The sequence below is a fragment of the Rummeliibacillus sp. GQ308 genome, from assembly GCF_059759115.1.
Map to the genome: position 1 here is coordinate 350,844 of NZ_JCAXDQ010000001.1, position 18,339 is coordinate 369,182.

The window sequence follows — 18,339 nt, forward strand, 5'->3', positions numbered from 1 at the left end:
AAATGGGCAGAGTTAGGCTACGTGATCTAGGTATTAAAATAGGTAGATTCGAAACCGGAAAACATAATTCGATAACAGATGTTTCGGATGTGAAGGTGGGACATGTTACCCTTTCCTATAATAATGAAGACGGACATGCCATTCGAACAGGGGTAACAGCTATCCTGCCTCATGCTGATTCTCTCTTCGAAGAAAAAGTTTTAGGGAGCTCATATGTGATTAATGGGTTTGGCAAGACGGTAGGGACCATCCAGCTACAAGAATTGGGTGTACTTGAAAGCCCCATTATGCTAACAAATACGCTATCTGTTCCGGCAGTCTTAGATGGAACCATTCGTTATCTTCTCAGGCAAAATCCGCAAATTGGCGATACAACCGGCACTGTCAATGTCATTGTAGGAGAATGCAACGATGGGTATCTGAATGATATTCGCGGCATGCATGTTGCACCAGAACATGCCATTCAAGCAATTCAGAATGCTGATAGTGGCATGGTGGAAGAAGGATGCGTTGGTGCGGGGACAGGTATGTCTTGCTTAGGTTATAAAGGAGGCATTGGGACAAGCTCAAGAGTGGCCTCCTTTGGGGATAATCTGTATACAGTCGGAGCTTTAGTCGTGAGCAACTTTGGTGAAAAAAAAGATTTGCGCATACCGGGTGACGGCCGATTCGCGAAAGCGGAAGAGAACAAAGAAAGAATGCCAGATGGCTCTATTATGATAGTCCTTGCAACAGATGCTCCTTTAAATGAACGGCAGTTGCAACGATTAGCGAAACGCGCTGCCTTTGGTCTTTCAAGAACGGGGTCTTATGCATCCCATGGAAGCGGAGATATCGTTATTGCCTTTTCCACAGCGCATCGTATTCCTCATAAGCTGCCACCTAACCAGGAATGCAACACATTTCACTTTTTACGAGAGGATGGCCAGCTGATCTCCCAACTTTTTGAAATGGCGGTGGACACTGTGGAAGAAGCTATTTGGAATTCTATCTGTAAAGCCACCACTACCGAGGGTAACAAGGGAAAGGTGAAAGAGGAAGTTCCTTATAAGATTTTAATGGGACTTAAAGGATGGAATAGTTAGTTGTACTTATTAACTTAATATTGAAGCTCCCTATTTGGTAGACAGTTAATCTGTTTATTGAATGGGGATTTTTTTATGTCTGAAAAATTATTATAGGAGGAGGTATGTGATCTAGTTTTGGTTTCAAGCCGATCTATTTTAAATGCTCATCATTATTATGAAATGAAAGCATTTACATTTTGACTATTCAAAAGATATTGACAAATAAAAGTATCGTTATTTATAATTTAATCAATATTCCTTTTAACAGAATTTAATTCTGCTATGCGGAAAGAGGGGGCAAAGAAGCGCTTATAGCTTTTAATAGGGGAACAGGTTTGGTTCTTTTAGACTTCAAACATATCTTGGGGGTGCGGTTAATGGAGAAAATGGAAACACACGAACAGTTAAACCGTTCGATGAAAAAACGCCATTTATTTATGCTTTCACTAGGCGGCGTTATCGGGACCGGGCTTTTTTTGAATGCAGGTTTTACGATTAATCAAGCAGGAGCCGGGGGAGCTATTATTGGCTATTTGATTGGCGGTTTGATTTTGTATATGGTTATGGTTTGCTTGGGGGAGCTTGCTGTTCATATGCCAGTTACTGGTTCGTTTCAAAAGTACGCAGCTAAATACATTGGGCCATCTGCGGGTTTCTCACTAGGATGGATGTATTTTGTGGGTTCAGCTGCAACTGCAGGTGTTGAATTTACAGCTGCAGGCATGATTATGAAGCATTGGTTTCCTCATACGCCAGTTTGGATTTGGTGTGCTGCATTTATTGTGCTTTTATTCACTTTAAATGCGTTAACAACGAAAGGATTTGCTGAGGCGGAGTATTGGTTCGCGGGGATAAAGGTAGTAGCTGTGATTGCATTTATTCTTATTGGCATCGCAGGAATCTTTGGTTTCATTCCTTTATCTGACCGCTCAACTCCCTTTATGACGAATTTAGCGCCGACCGGTCTTTTCCCGGCAGGTATTGCCATTGTCTTTGTTACCATGATGAATGTTATTTTCTCCTACCAAGGGTCAGAATTAATTGGAATTGCTGCAGGTGAAAGTGAAGAGCCGGAAAAAAATATTCCGAAAGCGATTCGCAATGTTCTTTTTAGAATAATCGTTTTCTACATTTCATCGATCATTATTCTTTCCGCTATTTTCCCTTCTTCTGAATTAGGATTATTGGAAAGTCCATTTGTTACTCTAATGAAAATAGCCGGTGTGCCATATGCGGCGGGCATTATGAATTTTATTATTTTAACTGCTATCTTATCAGTAGGAAATTCCTGTCTGTATGCTTCAACACGTTTATTATGGTCAATGGCTCACGATGGAATGGCTCCTAGAGTCTTCGGAAAATTAACTAAGAGAAAAGTTCCACTCAATGCCCTTATATTCACCATCTCTTTTTCGCTTTTATCTTTATTAACAAGCTTCATAGCAGCTGACACAGTATTTGTTTTATTGATGTCTATAGCCGGAATATCGGTCACTATTTCCTGGATGGGTATTGCTTTATCTCAATATATGTTCCGTCGAAAGTTCCTAAAAGGGGGAGGGAAGCTGACGGATTTAAAATACAAGGTTCCATTATATCCAATCGTCCCGTTATTTTGTTTTGGATTTTGTTTCTTTATTCTTATCTTTCTTGCCTTTGATCCTACCCAGAGACTGGGTGTGTTTTATGGCGTAGGTTTCTTAATTGCTTGTGTATTGTTTTATAAATTTAAGTTGGCGAAGAAAGTGGTGACAAAAGAAGAGGAGTTTACTGAACAAACCATTGTACAAATAACTGAACAAGAATCATAGCCATAATAAAAAGCAATGAGTTATTAGCACTGCTGGTAAACCCATTGCTTGTCTTATTAAAAGCCGTTATACCCTAACTTTTTAGAAATGCGGTTGCCTGTTTCCACCACATTTTTAATGAGGAAGTCTAGTCTATCATCTGTTAAATTAAAGCTGACAAATCCGATGCTTACTGCACCATGGACTTCTCCAAAATGGTTTAAAATCGGGGCGGCAACAGAAGTCGTCCCTTCCGTTCTTTCATTGTGGCTGATTCCGTATCCGTTCATTTTTGTTTCTTTTAAAACTTCCCAACAAGCTTCTATTTCCTGCTCAGGCAAAAGAGATTCTAAAATTTTCTTTGTCTGTTGGTATGGCATAAATGAGAGCATCGTTTTATTGGCAGCACCTATGTTCATAGGAATCTTAGATCCTAGCTGATCATACACCCGAATTGGGTTTGCTATACTGTCAATTCGCTCAATAATTAGTGATTCATTTCCCATAGGTTGGCTAAGGTAGACGCTTTCTTCTACGTTGTTCATAAGCCTCTCTAGTTCAGGTCTAATCTGACTAATATAGTCCATTTTGTCATACATAATTAAACCGTATTCAAGCCAACTATTCCCTAAGCTATATTGTTTGGATTGGAGATCTTGTTGGATTAATCCATGTTTCATCATGGCTTTTAGTAGTCGGTGCATAGAGCTAATGGGAAGGTTGCATGCTTCCGCGAGCTCTGTAATAGACATCCAGTTATCAGAATCAGAAACTAATATTTTAATAACACTCATCGCACGGTCAATTGATTGCATATGGTTTGTCACCTATCTTTCGGTTCATTAAAAATAAAGATTTCTAAAAATTTAAAACATATTGACATTATAACATATTCACTTTTATAATTTAAGAAGATTTTCCTTTAAGCAGAAATATGTTTCACAATGCGGAAAAAGGAGTGGGAGAGAATGAGTTTTTGTTCATCTATGTATAAACCCTTAGAAAGAGTAATTGTTAAACGGCCAGAAGAATCATTTATCAATCAAGAAAATGTCTCGAAGGAATGGAAGAGATTCAACTATTTAGAAGAGCCGAATTACGAAGAAGCAGTAAAAGAACACGCTACGTTTATTTCTATCCTGAAGAAACATGTTCCGAATATTGATTATTTGCCTGTCTTTTCTGATGCAGGATTGGATTCCTTATATGCCCATGATCCAGTGAAATTTACAAGTGATGGAGCCATCATTTTAAAATCTGGAAAGGCAGTAAGGCAGCCTGAAGCAAAGGCATATAAAGAATTTCTTGGGGAAAAGAACATTCCTATTATTGGTGAATTGACAGGAGATGCTGTTTCTGATGCTGGGGATCTTGTGTGGCTTGATGACAGAACGCTTGCTGTAGGATTGGGCTATCGGACGAATGCTGAAGCAATTCGACAGTTGAAAGAAATAACAGCACCTCTTGTTGATGAATTCATTGTTGTACAACTTCCGCATGATCAAGGAGTGCTCGAATGCCTGCATTTAATGTCATTCATCAGCATGGTAGATCATGATTTAGCAGTAGTGTATTCACGGCTCATGCCAGTCTTCTTTAGGCAGCTATTGATTGAACGGGGCATCCAGCTCATTGAAGTTTCTGATGATGAATATATGAATCTAGGGTGTAATGTACTAGCCTTGGCTCCAAGGGTATGCGTTATTGCAGAAGGCAACAATCAGACCAAACAACAGTTGATTGATGCAGGGGCTGAAGTATATGAATACAAGGGGCAAGAAATTAGCTATAAGGGCACAGGAGGACCAACTTGTTTAACATGTCCAGTAGTGCGTAAATAAACTAAAAACAATGGGGGAATAGTAAATGTTTAAAAATGTAATTGTAAAAACACCTGGGGAAAGCTATGTAAATGGATTAACAACATCAAATCTTGGTAAGCCGGATTACGAGAAATTATTGGAACAGCACAAGGCTTATGTAGAAGCATTAAAAAAATGTGGTGTAGAAGTAACTCATCTGCCGGCAAGTGAAGAATTTCCCGATTCTACATTTGTGGAAGACACTGCAGTTCTAACTTCTGAGTTTGCGGTGGTTTCCAATCCAGGAGCGGATTCACGAAATGGCGAGATAACAGAAATGGAAGCTGTGTTAAAAGATTTTTATGAAAAAATATATTATATCAAGGCACCAGGCACTTTAGATGGTGGAGATGTTCTTCAGGCGGATAATCATTTTTATATAGGCATCTCAGAGCGTACAAATGAAGAAGGGGCACGCCAGTTAAAAGAGATAGTAGAATCTGAAGGTTATAAAGGAACTATTGTCCCGTTAGAAAAATTTTTCCACCTCAAAACGGGGATTGCTTATCTAGGCAATAATTTGATTGTGGCAGCAGGCGAATTTTTAGATCATCCAGATTTCGAACAATATGACAAACTGACAGTATCAGCTGAGGATGAATACTCTGCAAACTGCATAAGAGTAAACGATTACGTTATCATCCCAAAAGGCTATGAAGAAACAAAACGAAAAATGAATGAAGCAGGTTATAAAACCATTGAATTAGAAATGTCCGAATTCCAAAAGCAAGATGGCGGATTAAGCTGTTTATCTTTACGGTTCTAGTATAAATAGAATATAAAACTATCACTAAGGGAAATTTTATCAAGGAAGGTGTTTGGGATGAGTCAATTATTATGGGCCACCCCGGAAAAGCTTAGAGCACTATTATGTGAGCTTGTCAGCTGGGATAGTCGAACCTTTACAGAGGGGGAACGCCAATTTGCACATAAAGTCCATAAAAAGTTAGGCGACCTGGAATATTTCAAAATGTATCCAGAATACTTGTCTCTTCACGAAGCTGACCTTGGTCGGAAATTGGTGACTGCCTTTTATAGAAACCAAGAGGTAGAAGAAACGGTAGTTTTAATCAGCCATTTTGACACTGTGCAAACAGAAGAATATGGGGATCTTGAGCCGCTTGCCTTCCAGCCTGAAGAACTAACAAAAGAGCTACTCAACCGAAAAAGTAATCTTCCGGAAGATGCGCGGCTGGATCTTGAATCAGGGAAATACTTGTTTGGTCGAGGGACAATGGATATGAAAATGGGCCTCGCGCTGCATATGGCACTTATCGAAAAAGCAAGTATAGAAAAGTGGCCCATTAATCTAATTTTATTAACTGTTCCGGATGAAGAAGTGAATTCATCTGGCATGAGAAGGGCCGTAACAGAACTAGTCAAGATGCGCGATCAATATGGCATTGCTTATAAATTGTTTTTAAATAGTGAACCTTCATTTGCACAAATACCTGGTGATGAGAAACATTACATTTATTCAGGGACAATTGGTAAGATTATGCCAGCTGCTCTTTTCTATGGAAAAGAAACGCATGTTGGCGAGCCGCTAAAAGGGATGACAGCAAATTATATTTCAACCTTCTTGACGCAACGAATGGAATGGAATGCGCTTTTCCAAGAAAGTGATCTTTCGGAAACCACGCCGTTGCCGGTTTCTCTACAGCAAAGAGATTTAAAAGATGCGTATTCAACACAAACGCCTTACCGTGCCTCTGCTCTATATAATGTATTTTTAATGAAACGGTCAGCTTCTGAGGTATTGGATTTATTTGAGCAAATTGCAGAGGAATCAGCAGAAGACTGTAATAAGGCGTATACAGCACTTTGCTTAAAACAAGGAATCGAAGGCGTAGGGAAAGTAAAAGTATTGCGTTACGAACAATTACTTTCTTACGCAGAAAACAAGTTGGGCATTGAACGAGTGGTACAGATACGAGATGAAGTTATCACGAATTCTAATTGGGACGAACGTGAGCAATCTTTACGAATAGCAGATAAGTTGATGATAGAATGCCAAGAGTTGGCACCAGCTATCGTATTGCTATTCGCCCCACCATATTATCCGGCCGTTAACACATCTGATGATCCGCTTATTATGGATGCTGTCCAATTGGTAAAAGATGTAGCTATAGAATTTGGTGTAGCAATGGATCAAGTCCATTATTTCAACGGGATTTGTGATTTAAGTTATGTCCATTATAGTGGAGATGAGGATGGATGGGCTGCATTTGAGCGAAATACACCAGTATGGGGAGACGTTTACAGTATTCCATTTGCTGATATGCATAAACTTCAAGCACCTGTACTTAATGTAGGACCGTTTGGGAAGGACCCCCATCAATTAACTGAACGACTACATATTGAAAGTGCATTTATTCAAACTCCTGCTATGCTTGATCGTTTAATAAAAAGCTTGATGAAAATAACTGTTCAGTGAAAACAATATCGTAGATTATGTCAAAGTCTTCAATCTTTTATAAGGTTGGAGGCTTTTTTGTTGTTGTTTTTTTAAAAATACATAGCTGAAATACCAGCATTAATGTTGAAATTTAGAGCTATTTTTAGCTTTGAAATTTATAGATTAGCAAATGAATCTTTACTAATAAAGTAAAACTTATGATTCATCCAATTAAAGTGTTACCATATTACTAATTTAAAATATTTAGAATATTTCGGTTGACGGAATATATGTACTTCTGTATATTTATTAGCAATATTCAAAATTTATTACTATTCATTTAAAAAGAATAGATGATAAGGGGGGAAAGGTATGACAAATAATACGGCGCCAAAGGTTGTAGACATACGAGAGGCAAAAGCTGGGAAGAAGCCGAAAGAGATTAATGTCTTTGCTCTTTTATTAGGATTGTTAGCTATCTGCGTAATATTGACGTATATTATGCCAACTGGAGAATATGAAAGGGAAATGATCGATGGCAGGAGTATTGTGAAGCCAGATTCGTTTCATTTTATAAAGGCTGAACCAGTTGGGTTTATGGGCATCTTGGGTAGTATCCCTGCTGGGATGGTCGATGCAGCTTCAATTATGTTTTTCCTCTTAATTATTGGTGGTGCATACGGCGTGCTGAATTCGACGGGTGCTGTTGAGGCTTTCATTGTAACGATGACTCGCAAGTTCGGCTCTAAAGAGAAATTACTCATTCCCGTTTTGATGCTATTTTTTGCATTGTTAGGCTCGTTGCTTGGGATGTATGAGGAAACACTTCCTTATATTCTGATTATCACTCCGCTGATTGTAGGGCTAGGATATGATGCGCTTACAGGTCTTAGCATTGTGTTAGTCGGTGTATCCGCAGGTTTTACGACGGCGATTATGAATCCATTTACTGTAGGGGTGGCACAAGGAATAGCTGGGCTTCCGCCATTCTCGGGGATGGGCCTTCGGATTGCAGCTTTTGTTGTTATGTACATAGTATCTGTAATTTTTGTTTATCGGCACGCGATGAAAGTGAAACAAGACCCGTCCTTAGGGGAATATGGAACAATTCAACGTGAACAAATTGACCAGCTATTAAAGTCTGATATTACATTAACACGCAAACATAAATTGATTCTCGCTTGCTTTGTTCTCAATTTGATTATCCTCGGCGTGGGAGTCGTAAAATTTGGCTGGTTTATAAATGAAATTGCCGGAATGTTCATTATATTTGGTATTGCAATTGGGCTCATTGCCCGCTATAACACCAATACATTAGTTGATGAATTCATGAAAGGATCTCAAGCACTCATTTATGGTGCCATGATTATTGGCGTTGCAAGAGGCATTGTGATTGTGCTCGATCAGGGACACATCATGGATACCATTCTGTATTATGCCTCTACTTTAATTAAGGACTTGCCTCCTTCCTTTGCGGCAATTGGCATGATGGTTTTCGATTCGCTGCTCCATATAGCGGTTCCTTCCGGCAGTGGAATGGCTGCTCTAACAATGCCGATTATGTCTCCGCTATCTGACATCATTGGGGTTACCCGACAGACAGCTGTACTTATATTCACATTTGGCGATGGCATATTCAATATGATAATACCTGGCATAGCTGTAGCAGGAGCTGCCTTGGTTGGCGTTTCTTATCTTCGCTGGTTAAAATGGCTGTTTCCATTGGTGCTCGTGCAATATGCAGTAGCCATCGTGTTTGTCATTATCGCCTATCTCACAAAATATGGACCTTTTTAAAATATAAATAAAAAAATGAGGTGTTCTAATTGAATGAAACAAAAATAGAAAATGAAGTAGAAAGAATAGATCAATTAATTGAAGAAAAACGAGACAAGCTGATTGGCATCAGTGATCAGCTTTGGGAATATGCTGAGACTGGATTTGAAGAATGGAAGTCTGCCGATCTCATTAGCAAGGTGCTTGAAGATGAAGGGTTTCAGGTGGAGAGAGGGATTAGCGGCATTGAAACAGCCTTTGTGGGAAGCTATGGAACTGGCAATCCTGTGGTGGCGATTTTAGGTGAATTTGATGCCTTGACTGGTCTAAGCCAAAAAGCAGGATCAACCAAACAAGAAGAGGTTGTGAAAAACGGTAACGGCCATGGCTGTGGACATAATTTGCTTGGTACTGGGTCGCTAGCCGCAGCGATTGCTCTTCGTCAATTAATGGAAGAAAACAATTTACCAGGTACTATACGGTATTATGGATGTCCTGGAGAAGAAATCGGGGGCGGTAAAATCTTCATGGTTCGAGAAGGCGTGTTTGATGATGTCGACTTTGCCTTAACATGGCACCCAGAAGCTCATAATAAAATTTGGTCTTCTCGCACACTCGCATGCTATGAAGTGAATTTCCGCTTTACAGGCAAAAGTTCTCATGCTGCAGCAAGTCCTTATTTAGGGAGAAGTGCGTTGGACGCGGTAGAGTTAACGAGTGTTGGAGTGAATTATTTAAGAGAGCATATCATTCCGGAAGCAAGGGTTCACTATGCGATCACCAATACAGGTGGAGTGTCGCCAAACGTGGTTCAATCAGAAGCGGAAGTGTTGTACTTTGTTCGTGCGCCAGAAGTAAAACAAACACATGAGATTTATGAGCGGGTCTGCGATATTGCAAGAGGAGCTGCTCTTATGACAGGCACCGAGCTTGAGATTGGTTTTGATTCGGCCATGTTCAATTATATTCCCAATACAACGTTAGAAACCGTTATGCAGGAAAAATATGTAGAGCTCGGTGTACCTCAATTTAACGAAAAGGAAATACAATTAGCCAAAGAAATTAGAGATACACTTACAGATGCAGAAAAAGAATTTGGTTTGCAAAATGTGAAAGAGTTAAAAGGAAAAGAGCTCTCTGATATCGTGGAGCCGCATGTGGAGGACATAGAAGTCATGCCTGGTTCTACAGATGTGGGAGATGTCAGCTGGATTGTTCCGACAGCACAATGCTATGCTGCCTGTGCAGCAATAGGTACCTCTTTGCACTCTTGGCAAATGGTCTCACAAGGTGGGTCTTCCATCGGCCACAAGGGAATGCTGCATGCAGGAAAAGTGATTGCTGCTACTGCCGCTGAAGTGATGAAGAGACCAGATCTAATCCAGAAGGCGAAAGAAGAATTGCTTGAACGTCTTGATGGAGAAAGCTATGTTTCACCTCTTCCGGAGGACTATAAGCAATATAGAATCCGTAGATAATTAAATGGATTCTACTATTGATTTTCCGCACAAAGAAAAACCGTGATGTTATCAACATATCACGGTTTTTTAGTGTGATTGAGATGACTATGGATGTTCCTAGAACTCAGACTTTTCTACTAATTCCCATCCAGTATTCCTCCCAAATAATATCAAGTCGTAGATAGAATTCCTGCTCATCATAATACTGTGACTCTAAGAACAAACCATTCATTAAGCATTGGAAGGCAGTTGTCATGTCTTCACTTTTTCCTTCTCTAACCTCTTTGTTGCGTATAGCTTCTTCAAAGACAGCATTAATTGCTTGTCGTTCTATTGCAACAAGTTTTTGGAAGCTTTCTGTGATTTCGCTTTGTAAAATTTCAGGCGGGAAGAGCATCAGCCTTCTAAACAATTTCATTTTTCCAGCTTCAGATAAATGATATTCTGCCGCGGTTACTAACAATCCATACAGCTTATTTTTGGCGTATCCATTCTTCAATTGTTCTAGCATATCCTGCAGATGCTTATGATGCTCATCAAGTATCTCTTGATAGATATGCAGCAACACATCTTCCTTTCCCTCAAAGAATGCATAAATAGATGGAGGCTTTATGCCAACTGCATTTGCAATATCCTTTAAAGTTGTTCCTTCATATCCTTTTATGGCAAATAGTTCTGTAGCCGCTTTCATAATGTTAATTTTTGTCGACAATCTATTTCCTTCTCCCTCTTGATTACCTAACTAATATTAGGTAGTATATATTTTATTAAACTTTATATTATCTGAATATTTCATATTAATTGAATTATTTGTAAGGTAACTGGAATATTCACGCAAAAGGGGTGGTTTTAAAGTTAATCTAGCATTGCATGAAAAGAATTCTAGCCTTATCACTTTAAGTATAAATGAAAAAGGAGAGCAGACAATGAAAATTAAAGTAATCATGCCTATTATTACAGATGTATTTTTAGAGGAAACGAAAAAGGAATTTGATTTATATGGTACGGCTAACACAGAATTTGGCGTTTGCAGTCTAGATTATGGTCCTGCATCAATAGAAAGTGAATATGATGAAGCATTAAGCGTACCGAATTTGCTAGAAAAAGCTATGGAGGCGGAAGAGGAAGGCTATGATGGGATTATTAGCGATTGTTTCGGAGATCCCGGAGTGAAGCCTGCCAGGGAGATACTAGATATTCCTGTCGTTGGGCCATGTGAAGCAGGAATGCTATTTGCGAGTTCATTGGCCAAGTCCTTTTCAGTCGTGTCGGTGCTACCGAATGTGGTGCCAATGATTGAGAATATCAGCAAGACTTTAGGTGTGCACGGGAATCTAGCATCCACTCGATATATTAATATTCCTGTATTAGAAGTTCATGAGAAGGAAAGGTTGAAAGAGGCCCTATTCGAAGAAATGGTGAAGGCAATAGAACAAGACGGTGCACATGCAATCGTACTTGGATGTACAGGCTTTTTGGGCGTAGCAGCAGAACTGCAAGAGCGTCTTAAAGAAAAAGACTATGATGTGCCAGTGATTGATCCGGCATTTGCCGCAACAAAGATGCTAGAAGGTTTGATAGAGATGGGTGTGAAACAAAGTCGTTTGACATATATGACGCCACCTTCAAAACAAAGAGTAAAGATGTAATAGAGTTTAGTTCCTATGAGTTAGAGCTGAGTAGAGGAGAAGAGGCAAATGGAAAATAAACAAAATGCAATGGATGATTATTCACTATCTCGCGTACCGCAATCAGCACGACAATCATTATGGAATGTGTCGATTGTACGTGTTGGATCAATGGCAACGATATCCTCATTTGTGATCGGGGCAGCATTAGGATATGGCATGACCTTTTGGCAAGCCTTTTGGGCAACGATGTTCGGCAGTTTCATTTTAGAAGTAATTAGCCTTCTCCTAGGATATGCAGGAGCACGTGAAGGTCTTTCCACGAGTCTATTGTCAAGATGGACGGGCTTTGGCCGTTATGGGTCAAGTATTATTGGTGCTGTTATTGCGATTTCCACAATTGGCTGGTTCGGTGTACAGAACTCCGTTTTTGCAGAAGGGCTAGTACAGGCAAGCCATGGGAAATTAAGTCTCCCTGTTGCGGCTACACTAACGGGACTTGCTGTTACGGTTCTCGTGATTTTTGGATTTAAATTATTAAGCGCGACCGCGACAATCGCTGTGCCTGCATTTCTAATCGCTGTAGCCTTTGGGATTTATCAGGTCCTTAAAGATCATTCCATTTTTGAACTAATGAGCACGGCTCCTGCTGGTGAAAAGATGACCATGGGCGTAGCAGCAACAATGGTCGCCGGAGGATTTATTATCGGAGCAGTCATCACACCGGACTTTAGCCGTTTTGCTAAAAGTGGAAAAGACGTCTTTTGGATGACGATGATTGGAACTGTTATTGGCGAACTTTTTATTAATATGATTGCGGTTTTGATGGCACTTGCTGCTAGAACAAATGACGTGGCGAGCATCATGATGCAAACATCTGGCTGGCTAGGCGCATTAGTAGTCGTTTCATCAACAATCAAAATTAATAATCTGAATTTATATTCCTCATCACTTGGTTTTACAAATATCTTTGATTCAGTATTTAAGGTGAAACTAAACCGAGGGATTGTCACATTGGTTATCGGGGTTATTGGAACGCTGCTTTCTGTTCTAGGTATTCTTGATAGATTCGTCGATTTTCTTGTCCTGTTGGGCGTTCTGATACCGCCGGTTGCCGGTATTATGGTGATTGACTATTTCATATTAAAAACCAATCGCCAAGCACTTGATGAAAGCAGAGAAGAAGGGACACTACCAGTGGTGGGTGAAAAGCTAAGTCCGATTACACTTATCGCTTGGGCAATGGGTTTTGCGGCAGGTTATTTTGTCACTCTAGGGATTCCTTCTATTAATTCTCTTGTGGTAAGTGGTGTAGTTTATTACATTGGGAAATTAGCTACGAGATCGAGTGCAAATAAACATATTGAAAATGAGAAACAAGTGGCATAAAAAAATCGGAATATTCGGGAGGCTTTTTAATGAGGAAAATAGGCAAACAACAAATTGAAGATATTGCAGTTGGCGCAGCAGTGCTAGGAACAGGCGGTGGAGGTGACCCATATATCGGAAAGCTGATGGCACTGCAGGCAATCGAAGAATACGGGGAAGTCACACTTTTAGATGTAGAGGAAGTACCAGACGACGCTTTAGTAGTGCCATCCTCCATGATGGGGGCACCAACAGTGATGCTGGAAAAAGCGCCAAGCGGTGAAGAGCCTATTTTGGCTTTTAAAAACCTTGAAAACTATTTAGGGAAAAAGGTGTATGCCACATTCCCAATAGAAGCAGGGGGTGTCAATTCTATGATTCCATTTGCGCTTGCTGCCAAACTAGGCATTCCTGTCATAGACGCAGATGGAATGGGTCGAGCATTCCCTGAATTACAAATGGTCACTTTTTATCTAGATGGAATATCTGCTACACCTGCCATACTCGCAGATGAAAAAGGTAATACAACTTTGTTATCTACGGTGGATAATGTGTGGACAGAAAGAATTGCTCGTGCTGTCACTATCCAAATGGGCGGATCCGCTATGACTGCGATGTATTCAATGACTGGCAAGAATCTACGCGACAGTGGCGTGAAAAATATTTTAAAACTGGAAGAGGAAATCGGTAGAACGATTAGGCTCGCCAAAGAAAAGAATGTAAACCCAATCCAGGAATTATTGAAGCAGATTGATGGTTATGAATTGTTCAACGGCAAAGTTAGTGATATCAATCGCAAAACAGAATCAGGTTTTGCGAAGGGGATTGCAACATTTGAGGGACTTCATTCATATAAAGGGGAAACACTGCAGCTACATTTCCAAAATGAACATCTTCTTGCCAAGACAGACAATCACTTACTTTGTGTTACCCCGGATTTGATTGCGGTGCTTGATGCAGAAACAGGGCTACCTATCACAACAGAAGGCATTCGATATGGATCAAGATGTGTCGTCATTGGTATACCATGCCACCCAAAATGGAGAACGGAAGAAGGAATTAAGGCTGTCGGTCCACGATACTTTGGATACGATGTGGACTATGTACCTGTAGAAAATCTTGCGAAAAAAGGAGTGCTATCATAATGAGTATTTATCGTATAGGAATTGACGTAGGCGGAACCCATACAGATGCCGTTTTGCTAGACCAAAATAATACTGTATTGTCAGAGACAAAATACCCGACAACTGAAGATGTGGCAACAGGCATTTATAATGCAATGCACCAAATTATTACGCAAGCAAACGTACCTCGTGAGAAAATTAAATATGCAATGCTTGGCACCACTCATTGCACGAATGCCATAGTAGAAAGAAAAAGGTTAAATAAAGTAGCTGCCATCCGAATCGGAGCTCCTGCAACTTTATCAGTGAAGCCACTGATTGGTGTTCCTGATGACCTTCGGAAAGTACTAGGGAAACATGTTTATCTCGTACGTGGAGGTCATGAATTTGATGGCAGGGAAATTGTTCCGTTAGATGAAGATCATTTATATCAAATAGCTGAGGAGATTAAGGGAAAGGTAGATTCAATTGCGATTACATCAGTGTTCTCGCCTGTATCCAAATCGCATGAAGAAAGAGCAAGCGAGATACTTCGAGAAGTGCTAGGCGAACATATTCCTTTATCACTATCCTCTGAAATTGGTTCAGTAGGACTTTTAGAAAGAGAAAATGCAACGATTCTGAATGCATCCGTTGTGAATGTGGCAAAAACAGCAGCCGACGGATTTATTAACGCACTGAAGAGCGAAGGAATAGATGCGAAAGTATTTTTCGGACAAAATGACGGGACACTAATGTCTATTGAATATACAGTCAAGTACCCTATATTTACTGTAGCTTGCGGTCCGACCAACTCATTGCGCGGGGCTTCTTATTTAAGTGAGCTCACTGATGCAATTGTGGTAGATGTTGGGGGTACAACATCCGATGTGGGTGTTTTAGTACAATCCTTCCCGCGAGAATCGTCTCTAGCAGTTGAAATTGGTGGTGCTAGAACCAACTTCCGTATGCCTGACCTTGTGTCCATAGGACTTGGAGGAGGGACAGTGATTCGTACCCAAGAGGATGGAGAATTCACGATTGGACCGGATAGCGTTGGGTACAAATTACAGGAAAAGAGCCTTGTCTTTGGAGGAGATATTTTAACGGCTACAGATGTTGCTGTAGCTCTAGGCAAAGTAGAGATCGGTGATTCTGCTAAGGTAGCACATTTAGAAAAGGAATTGTTGAATAGGATGTACACTAAGATGGTGTCACTTGTAGAAGAAGCCATTGATAAAATGAAGACGAGCGCAGACCCCGTACCTGTGATTCTTGTAGGAGGTGGCAGCGTATTGTTGCCGGAACATCTGGAAGGTGCTTCAGAGGTAATCCGTCCGGAGCATTCAGGTGTTGCCAACGCAATCGGTTCAGCTATCTCACAAGTAAGCGGACAAATTGAAAAGATTTATTCTTTAGATGAAATAGGAAGAGAAAAAGCATTAGAGCACGCAAAACTACAGGCTAAAACAGAAGCGATCAATGCGGGGGCAGCTGAAGAAAGCTTGGTCATCGTAGATGTTGAGGATGTTCCACTTGCCTATATGCCGGGAAATGCAACACGTATACGCGTAAAAGCTGCTGGTGATTTGGCACAATTTGAAATGAAAGAATTGGTGTGATTTTAAAGTTCAATTTATAATTTACCAATTGATCAATAGATGTTCCATCTCCTTAGGGGGATGGAATATCTTTGATTTTAATGATGAGCATCATTGTAATTGTGTGAAGAGGAGGGCGCTGATTCCTGCAGATACAGTTCAAGGTGTCATAAACACAAAAAAATACACCTACTTTTTAGTAGATGCTATAACTATTTTTGCATAATCAAGATAATTGGTGAAAATCCCATCAACTCCTAAGCCAATGACTTTCTTGGTAAGTTTTTTTTCGTTGTTAAAGAAAAAAGTATACACAAGTAAATTATTTTTATGGAGAAGATTAATTAAATTCTTATCAGCAATTTCAGCATTCATACCAACACCTGATGCGTATTCTCTCCATTTTTTTATCTTTTCACTTGTGAAATTCTCTGTGCTTTTATAGGTGTTAAGTTGAATTAAAGGAATCTTAGAATCAAGTTTATGTACCTTTTTCAAACTGCTTGCAGAAAAAGATTCAATTATTACTTTACTTTTTAACTTTTTCTTTTTCACAATATCAATGAGTTTACTTTCCATCAAAGTTTTATGATCTACTAATCTAGTTTCGATATAATAATTCGTTTTGTCTCCATATTTATCGAATATTTCCTCTATAGTTGGTACCCTTTCTTTACTAAACTTCTTATCAAACCAACTACCTGCATCAAGTTCTTTAATCTCTTTTAAAGTTAAACTTCTTACATCCCCTTTACCATTAGTTGTTCGATTAACTGTATTGTCATGAATTGCAATTAAACGATCATCTTTTGTCATTCTTAAATCAATTTCGATATAATCAGTACCCAAATCAACAGCTTTATTGTATGCAGCCAATGTGTGTTCCGGGGCCATAGAAGATGCACCACGATGGGCCAGAATTAACTTCTTATCTTTTCCCTTCACGGAATTGACATCTGTTGTTGACGCACATGCAATTAACATCATTCCTAAAACAGAAGCACCCAAAATTTTAGACAGTTTATTCATTACTTCACTCTCCTGGTAGGCTTTTTAAATTATTAATTTTAATAATAATATTGTTCCTGCATGTGAACAACGTAGATTTCATTTTTTATGTGAAATTTTTATACTTGCTACATTTTATAAAGTAACCGATAAATTCAAATGCCTAACTCTAAAAATATAGGAACATTTTCTACAAAGGTTCTGGAGCATTCGCTGTTTTTTGTCTCTTTGCTTTTCGAGCCCACGAAAGGATAATAGCTATGATTAAGGCGAGTCCCAGGTAGCCCATAGTAGAGTAGACCTTTCCGACAAGGGTGGTGAAACCGACAAGGCTTGCTCCGAATCCAAGTAAACCAATCACAACAATGGCAGGCTTGAAGTGTTTTTTTTCAGGTTGTACGAAACGAACGGTGAAAGCATAGAACATGCCGACCGCAGTGTTATACATCATGCCAAGCAGGGCAATTCCCATAAGAACGCCAACAATGGGGTGGATTTGGGTAGCTAATTCAAGAGTTGGCATGTCAACACCTTTGATCACATCGATCTTTACAAACATCGCAATATTAATAAGGATAATTAAGGCACCCAACATAATCCCGCCATATATCCCACCCATACCTGCGATTTTGCGGTCTTTAATCGTTCCGCCCATCACAATCAACAAGGCGGCACCAGCTGCGATATTATAGGAAACATAAAGCAGTGCACCCAGCACCCAATTAGAGGCAGCGGAACCTTGCTCTTTAGCGATTGTGTTGGCATCAGCTAAGGAGAGATCCATCGTAAAAATAGAATAGATTAATATAATGAAAATAATCGCCATTAAATAGGGAGTGATCACAGCGATTAAATTGATGATATTCTTTATATTCAGCAATAATGTTAGGATGGTGGCAGCGACCATAATCAAACTGCCTATTAATGGAGGAATGCCGAACATTTGATGGAATGTTGATCCAGAACCGGCAAACATGACAACCGCTACACCGAATAAAAAGAATGTAATTAAGACATCTAAAACAAATCCGATATACCGGCCGCCAATATGATAAATCACTTCTTTATGTGAAGAAGTTTGTAAATCTGAGCCAAGCTGAGCCAACATATAGCCTAGAAATGTAAAGGCGATAGTTGCAAGAATTCCACCGATGGTTCCCCAAAGACCAAAGCTTGTAAAGTACTGCATGATTTCCTGGCCGGAAGCAAATCCGGCTCCTACAATCAATCCAACGAAAGCGGCGCCAATCTGTAAACTTTTCCTCATATATTTCCCTC

At 39.8% G+C, this 18,339-nt stretch carries 15 protein-coding genes; 11 read left to right on the top strand and 4 right to left on the bottom strand.

Features of this window, described 5'->3' with window-relative positions; all coding sequences use genetic code 11:
- Positions 1-2 precede the first annotated feature (2 nt).
- Both AC6CHJ_RS01720 and AC6CHJ_RS01725 read left to right on the top strand, forming a co-directional pair.
- The gene (locus AC6CHJ_RS01720; protein ID WP_392995207.1) at positions 3-1,085 is read left to right on the top strand and encodes a DmpA family aminopeptidase; all 1,083 of its coding nucleotides are present in this window, start codon (positions 3-5) and stop codon (positions 1,083-1,085) included.
- Positions 1,086-1,444: 359 nt separating this feature from the next.
- Positions 1,445-2,878 (top strand): amino acid permease, encoded by a 1,434-nt coding sequence (locus tag AC6CHJ_RS01725; RefSeq protein ID WP_249775371.1) that lies wholly within the window; start codon positions 1,445-1,447, stop codon positions 2,876-2,878.
- Positions 2,879-2,934: 56 nt separating this feature from the next.
- Here the strand turns inward: AC6CHJ_RS01725 and AC6CHJ_RS01730 are convergent, their stop codons facing one another.
- The gene (locus AC6CHJ_RS01730; protein ID WP_249775372.1) at positions 2,935-3,672 is read right to left on the bottom strand and encodes an IclR family transcriptional regulator; all 738 of its coding nucleotides are present in this window, start codon (positions 3,670-3,672) and stop codon (positions 2,935-2,937) included.
- Between the two features lie 153 nt (positions 3,673-3,825).
- Between AC6CHJ_RS01730 and AC6CHJ_RS01735 the strand changes: the two genes are divergently transcribed.
- The 5 genes from AC6CHJ_RS01735 to AC6CHJ_RS01755 all read left to right on the top strand — a co-directional run bounded on the left by AC6CHJ_RS01735 (position 3,826) and on the right by AC6CHJ_RS01755 (position 10,371).
- Positions 3,826-4,698 (top strand): dimethylarginine dimethylaminohydrolase family protein, encoded by an 873-nt coding sequence (locus AC6CHJ_RS01735; protein WP_498287093.1) that lies wholly within the window; start codon positions 3,826-3,828, stop codon positions 4,696-4,698.
- Positions 4,699-4,723: 25 nt separating this feature from the next.
- The gene (locus tag AC6CHJ_RS01740; protein WP_498287094.1) at positions 4,724-5,485 is read left to right on the top strand and encodes a dimethylarginine dimethylaminohydrolase family protein; all 762 of its coding nucleotides are present in this window, start codon (positions 4,724-4,726) and stop codon (positions 5,483-5,485) included.
- Between the two features lie 57 nt (positions 5,486-5,542).
- Entirely contained in the window at positions 5,543-7,156 is a 1,614-nt protein-coding gene (locus AC6CHJ_RS01745; RefSeq protein ID WP_498287095.1) for a M20/M25/M40 family metallo-hydrolase, read from the top strand.
- 333 nt (positions 7,157-7,489) lie between these two features.
- Complete coding sequence (locus AC6CHJ_RS01750) at positions 7,490-8,914, top strand: YfcC family protein (RefSeq protein WP_498287096.1); 1,425 nt, start codon at positions 7,490-7,492, stop codon at positions 8,912-8,914.
- A 29-nt stretch (positions 8,915-8,943) separates the two neighbouring features.
- Entirely contained in the window at positions 8,944-10,371 is a 1,428-nt protein-coding gene (locus tag AC6CHJ_RS01755; protein ID WP_498287097.1) for a M20 family metallopeptidase, read from the top strand.
- A gap of 106 nt (positions 10,372-10,477) precedes the next feature.
- Here the strand turns inward: AC6CHJ_RS01755 and AC6CHJ_RS01760 are convergent, their stop codons facing one another.
- A complete protein-coding gene (locus AC6CHJ_RS01760) occupies positions 10,478-11,065 on the bottom strand; it encodes a TetR/AcrR family transcriptional regulator (protein WP_498287098.1) in 588 nt (195 codons plus the stop codon).
- Positions 11,066-11,279: 214 nt separating this feature from the next.
- On the opposite strand from AC6CHJ_RS01760, the gene AC6CHJ_RS01765 reads away from it, so the two are divergent.
- The 4 genes from AC6CHJ_RS01765 to AC6CHJ_RS01780 are packed head-to-tail and all read left to right on the top strand — an operon-like array spanning position 11,280 to position 16,074.
- Positions 11,280-12,002 carry an aspartate/glutamate racemase family protein gene (locus AC6CHJ_RS01765; protein ID WP_498287099.1) on the top strand — a complete coding sequence of 241 codons (723 nt, stop codon included), beginning with the start codon at positions 11,280-11,282 and terminating at the stop codon, positions 12,000-12,002.
- 48 nt (positions 12,003-12,050) lie between these two features.
- The gene (locus AC6CHJ_RS01770; protein ID WP_498287100.1) at positions 12,051-13,370 is read left to right on the top strand and encodes a purine-cytosine permease family protein; all 1,320 of its coding nucleotides are present in this window, start codon (positions 12,051-12,053) and stop codon (positions 13,368-13,370) included.
- Between the two features lie 29 nt (positions 13,371-13,399).
- The gene (locus tag AC6CHJ_RS01775; RefSeq protein ID WP_498287101.1) at positions 13,400-14,494 is read left to right on the top strand and encodes an S-methyl thiohydantoin desulfurase family protein; all 1,095 of its coding nucleotides are present in this window, start codon (positions 13,400-13,402) and stop codon (positions 14,492-14,494) included.
- On the top strand, positions 14,494-16,074 hold the full coding sequence (locus tag AC6CHJ_RS01780) for an ROK family protein (protein ID WP_498287102.1): 1,581 nt from the start codon (positions 14,494-14,496) through the stop codon (positions 16,072-16,074). Before AC6CHJ_RS01775 ends, AC6CHJ_RS01780 begins: the two co-directional genes overlap by 1 nt.
- Before the next feature lie 168 nt (positions 16,075-16,242).
- Here AC6CHJ_RS01780 and AC6CHJ_RS01785 read toward each other — a convergent pair whose 3' ends face one another.
- Together AC6CHJ_RS01785 and AC6CHJ_RS01790 are read right to left on the bottom strand one after the other, a co-directional pair.
- A complete protein-coding gene (locus tag AC6CHJ_RS01785; protein WP_498287103.1) occupies positions 16,243-17,082 on the bottom strand; it encodes a glycerophosphodiester phosphodiesterase family protein in 840 nt (279 codons plus the stop codon).
- Between the two features lie 169 nt (positions 17,083-17,251).
- The gene (locus AC6CHJ_RS01790; RefSeq protein ID WP_498287104.1) at positions 17,252-18,328 is read right to left on the bottom strand and encodes a YkvI family membrane protein; all 1,077 of its coding nucleotides are present in this window, start codon (positions 18,326-18,328) and stop codon (positions 17,252-17,254) included.
- Positions 18,329-18,339: the final 11 nt, after the last annotated feature.

Excerpts from the sequence above, each read along its gene's own strand:
- AC6CHJ_RS01720 (WP_392995207.1), top strand. The coding sequence starts at position 3 with ATGGGCAGAGTTAGGCTACGTGATCTAGGTATTAAAATAGGTAGATTC.
- AC6CHJ_RS01725 (WP_249775371.1), top strand. The coding sequence starts at position 1,445 with ATGGAGAAAATGGAAACACACGAACAGTTAAACCGTTCGATGAAAAAA.
- AC6CHJ_RS01730 (WP_249775372.1), bottom strand. The coding sequence starts at position 3,672 with ATGCAATCAATTGACCGTGCGATGAGTGTTATTAAAATATTAGTTTCT.
- AC6CHJ_RS01735 (WP_498287093.1), top strand. The coding sequence starts at position 3,826 with ATGAGTTTTTGTTCATCTATGTATAAACCCTTAGAAAGAGTAATTGTT.
- AC6CHJ_RS01740 (WP_498287094.1), top strand. The coding sequence starts at position 4,724 with ATGTTTAAAAATGTAATTGTAAAAACACCTGGGGAAAGCTATGTAAAT.
- AC6CHJ_RS01745 (WP_498287095.1), top strand. The coding sequence starts at position 5,543 with ATGAGTCAATTATTATGGGCCACCCCGGAAAAGCTTAGAGCACTATTA.
- AC6CHJ_RS01750 (WP_498287096.1), top strand. The coding sequence starts at position 7,490 with ATGACAAATAATACGGCGCCAAAGGTTGTAGACATACGAGAGGCAAAA.
- AC6CHJ_RS01765 (WP_498287099.1), top strand. The coding sequence starts at position 11,280 with ATGAAAATTAAAGTAATCATGCCTATTATTACAGATGTATTTTTAGAG.
- AC6CHJ_RS01770 (WP_498287100.1), top strand. The coding sequence starts at position 12,051 with ATGGAAAATAAACAAAATGCAATGGATGATTATTCACTATCTCGCGTA.
- AC6CHJ_RS01775 (WP_498287101.1), top strand. The coding sequence starts at position 13,400 with ATGAGGAAAATAGGCAAACAACAAATTGAAGATATTGCAGTTGGCGCA.
- AC6CHJ_RS01780 (WP_498287102.1), top strand. The coding sequence starts at position 14,494 with ATGAGTATTTATCGTATAGGAATTGACGTAGGCGGAACCCATACAGAT.
- AC6CHJ_RS01785 (WP_498287103.1), bottom strand. The coding sequence starts at position 17,082 with ATGAATAAACTGTCTAAAATTTTGGGTGCTTCTGTTTTAGGAATGATG.
- AC6CHJ_RS01790 (WP_498287104.1), bottom strand. The coding sequence starts at position 18,328 with ATGAGGAAAAGTTTACAGATTGGCGCCGCTTTCGTTGGATTGATTGTA.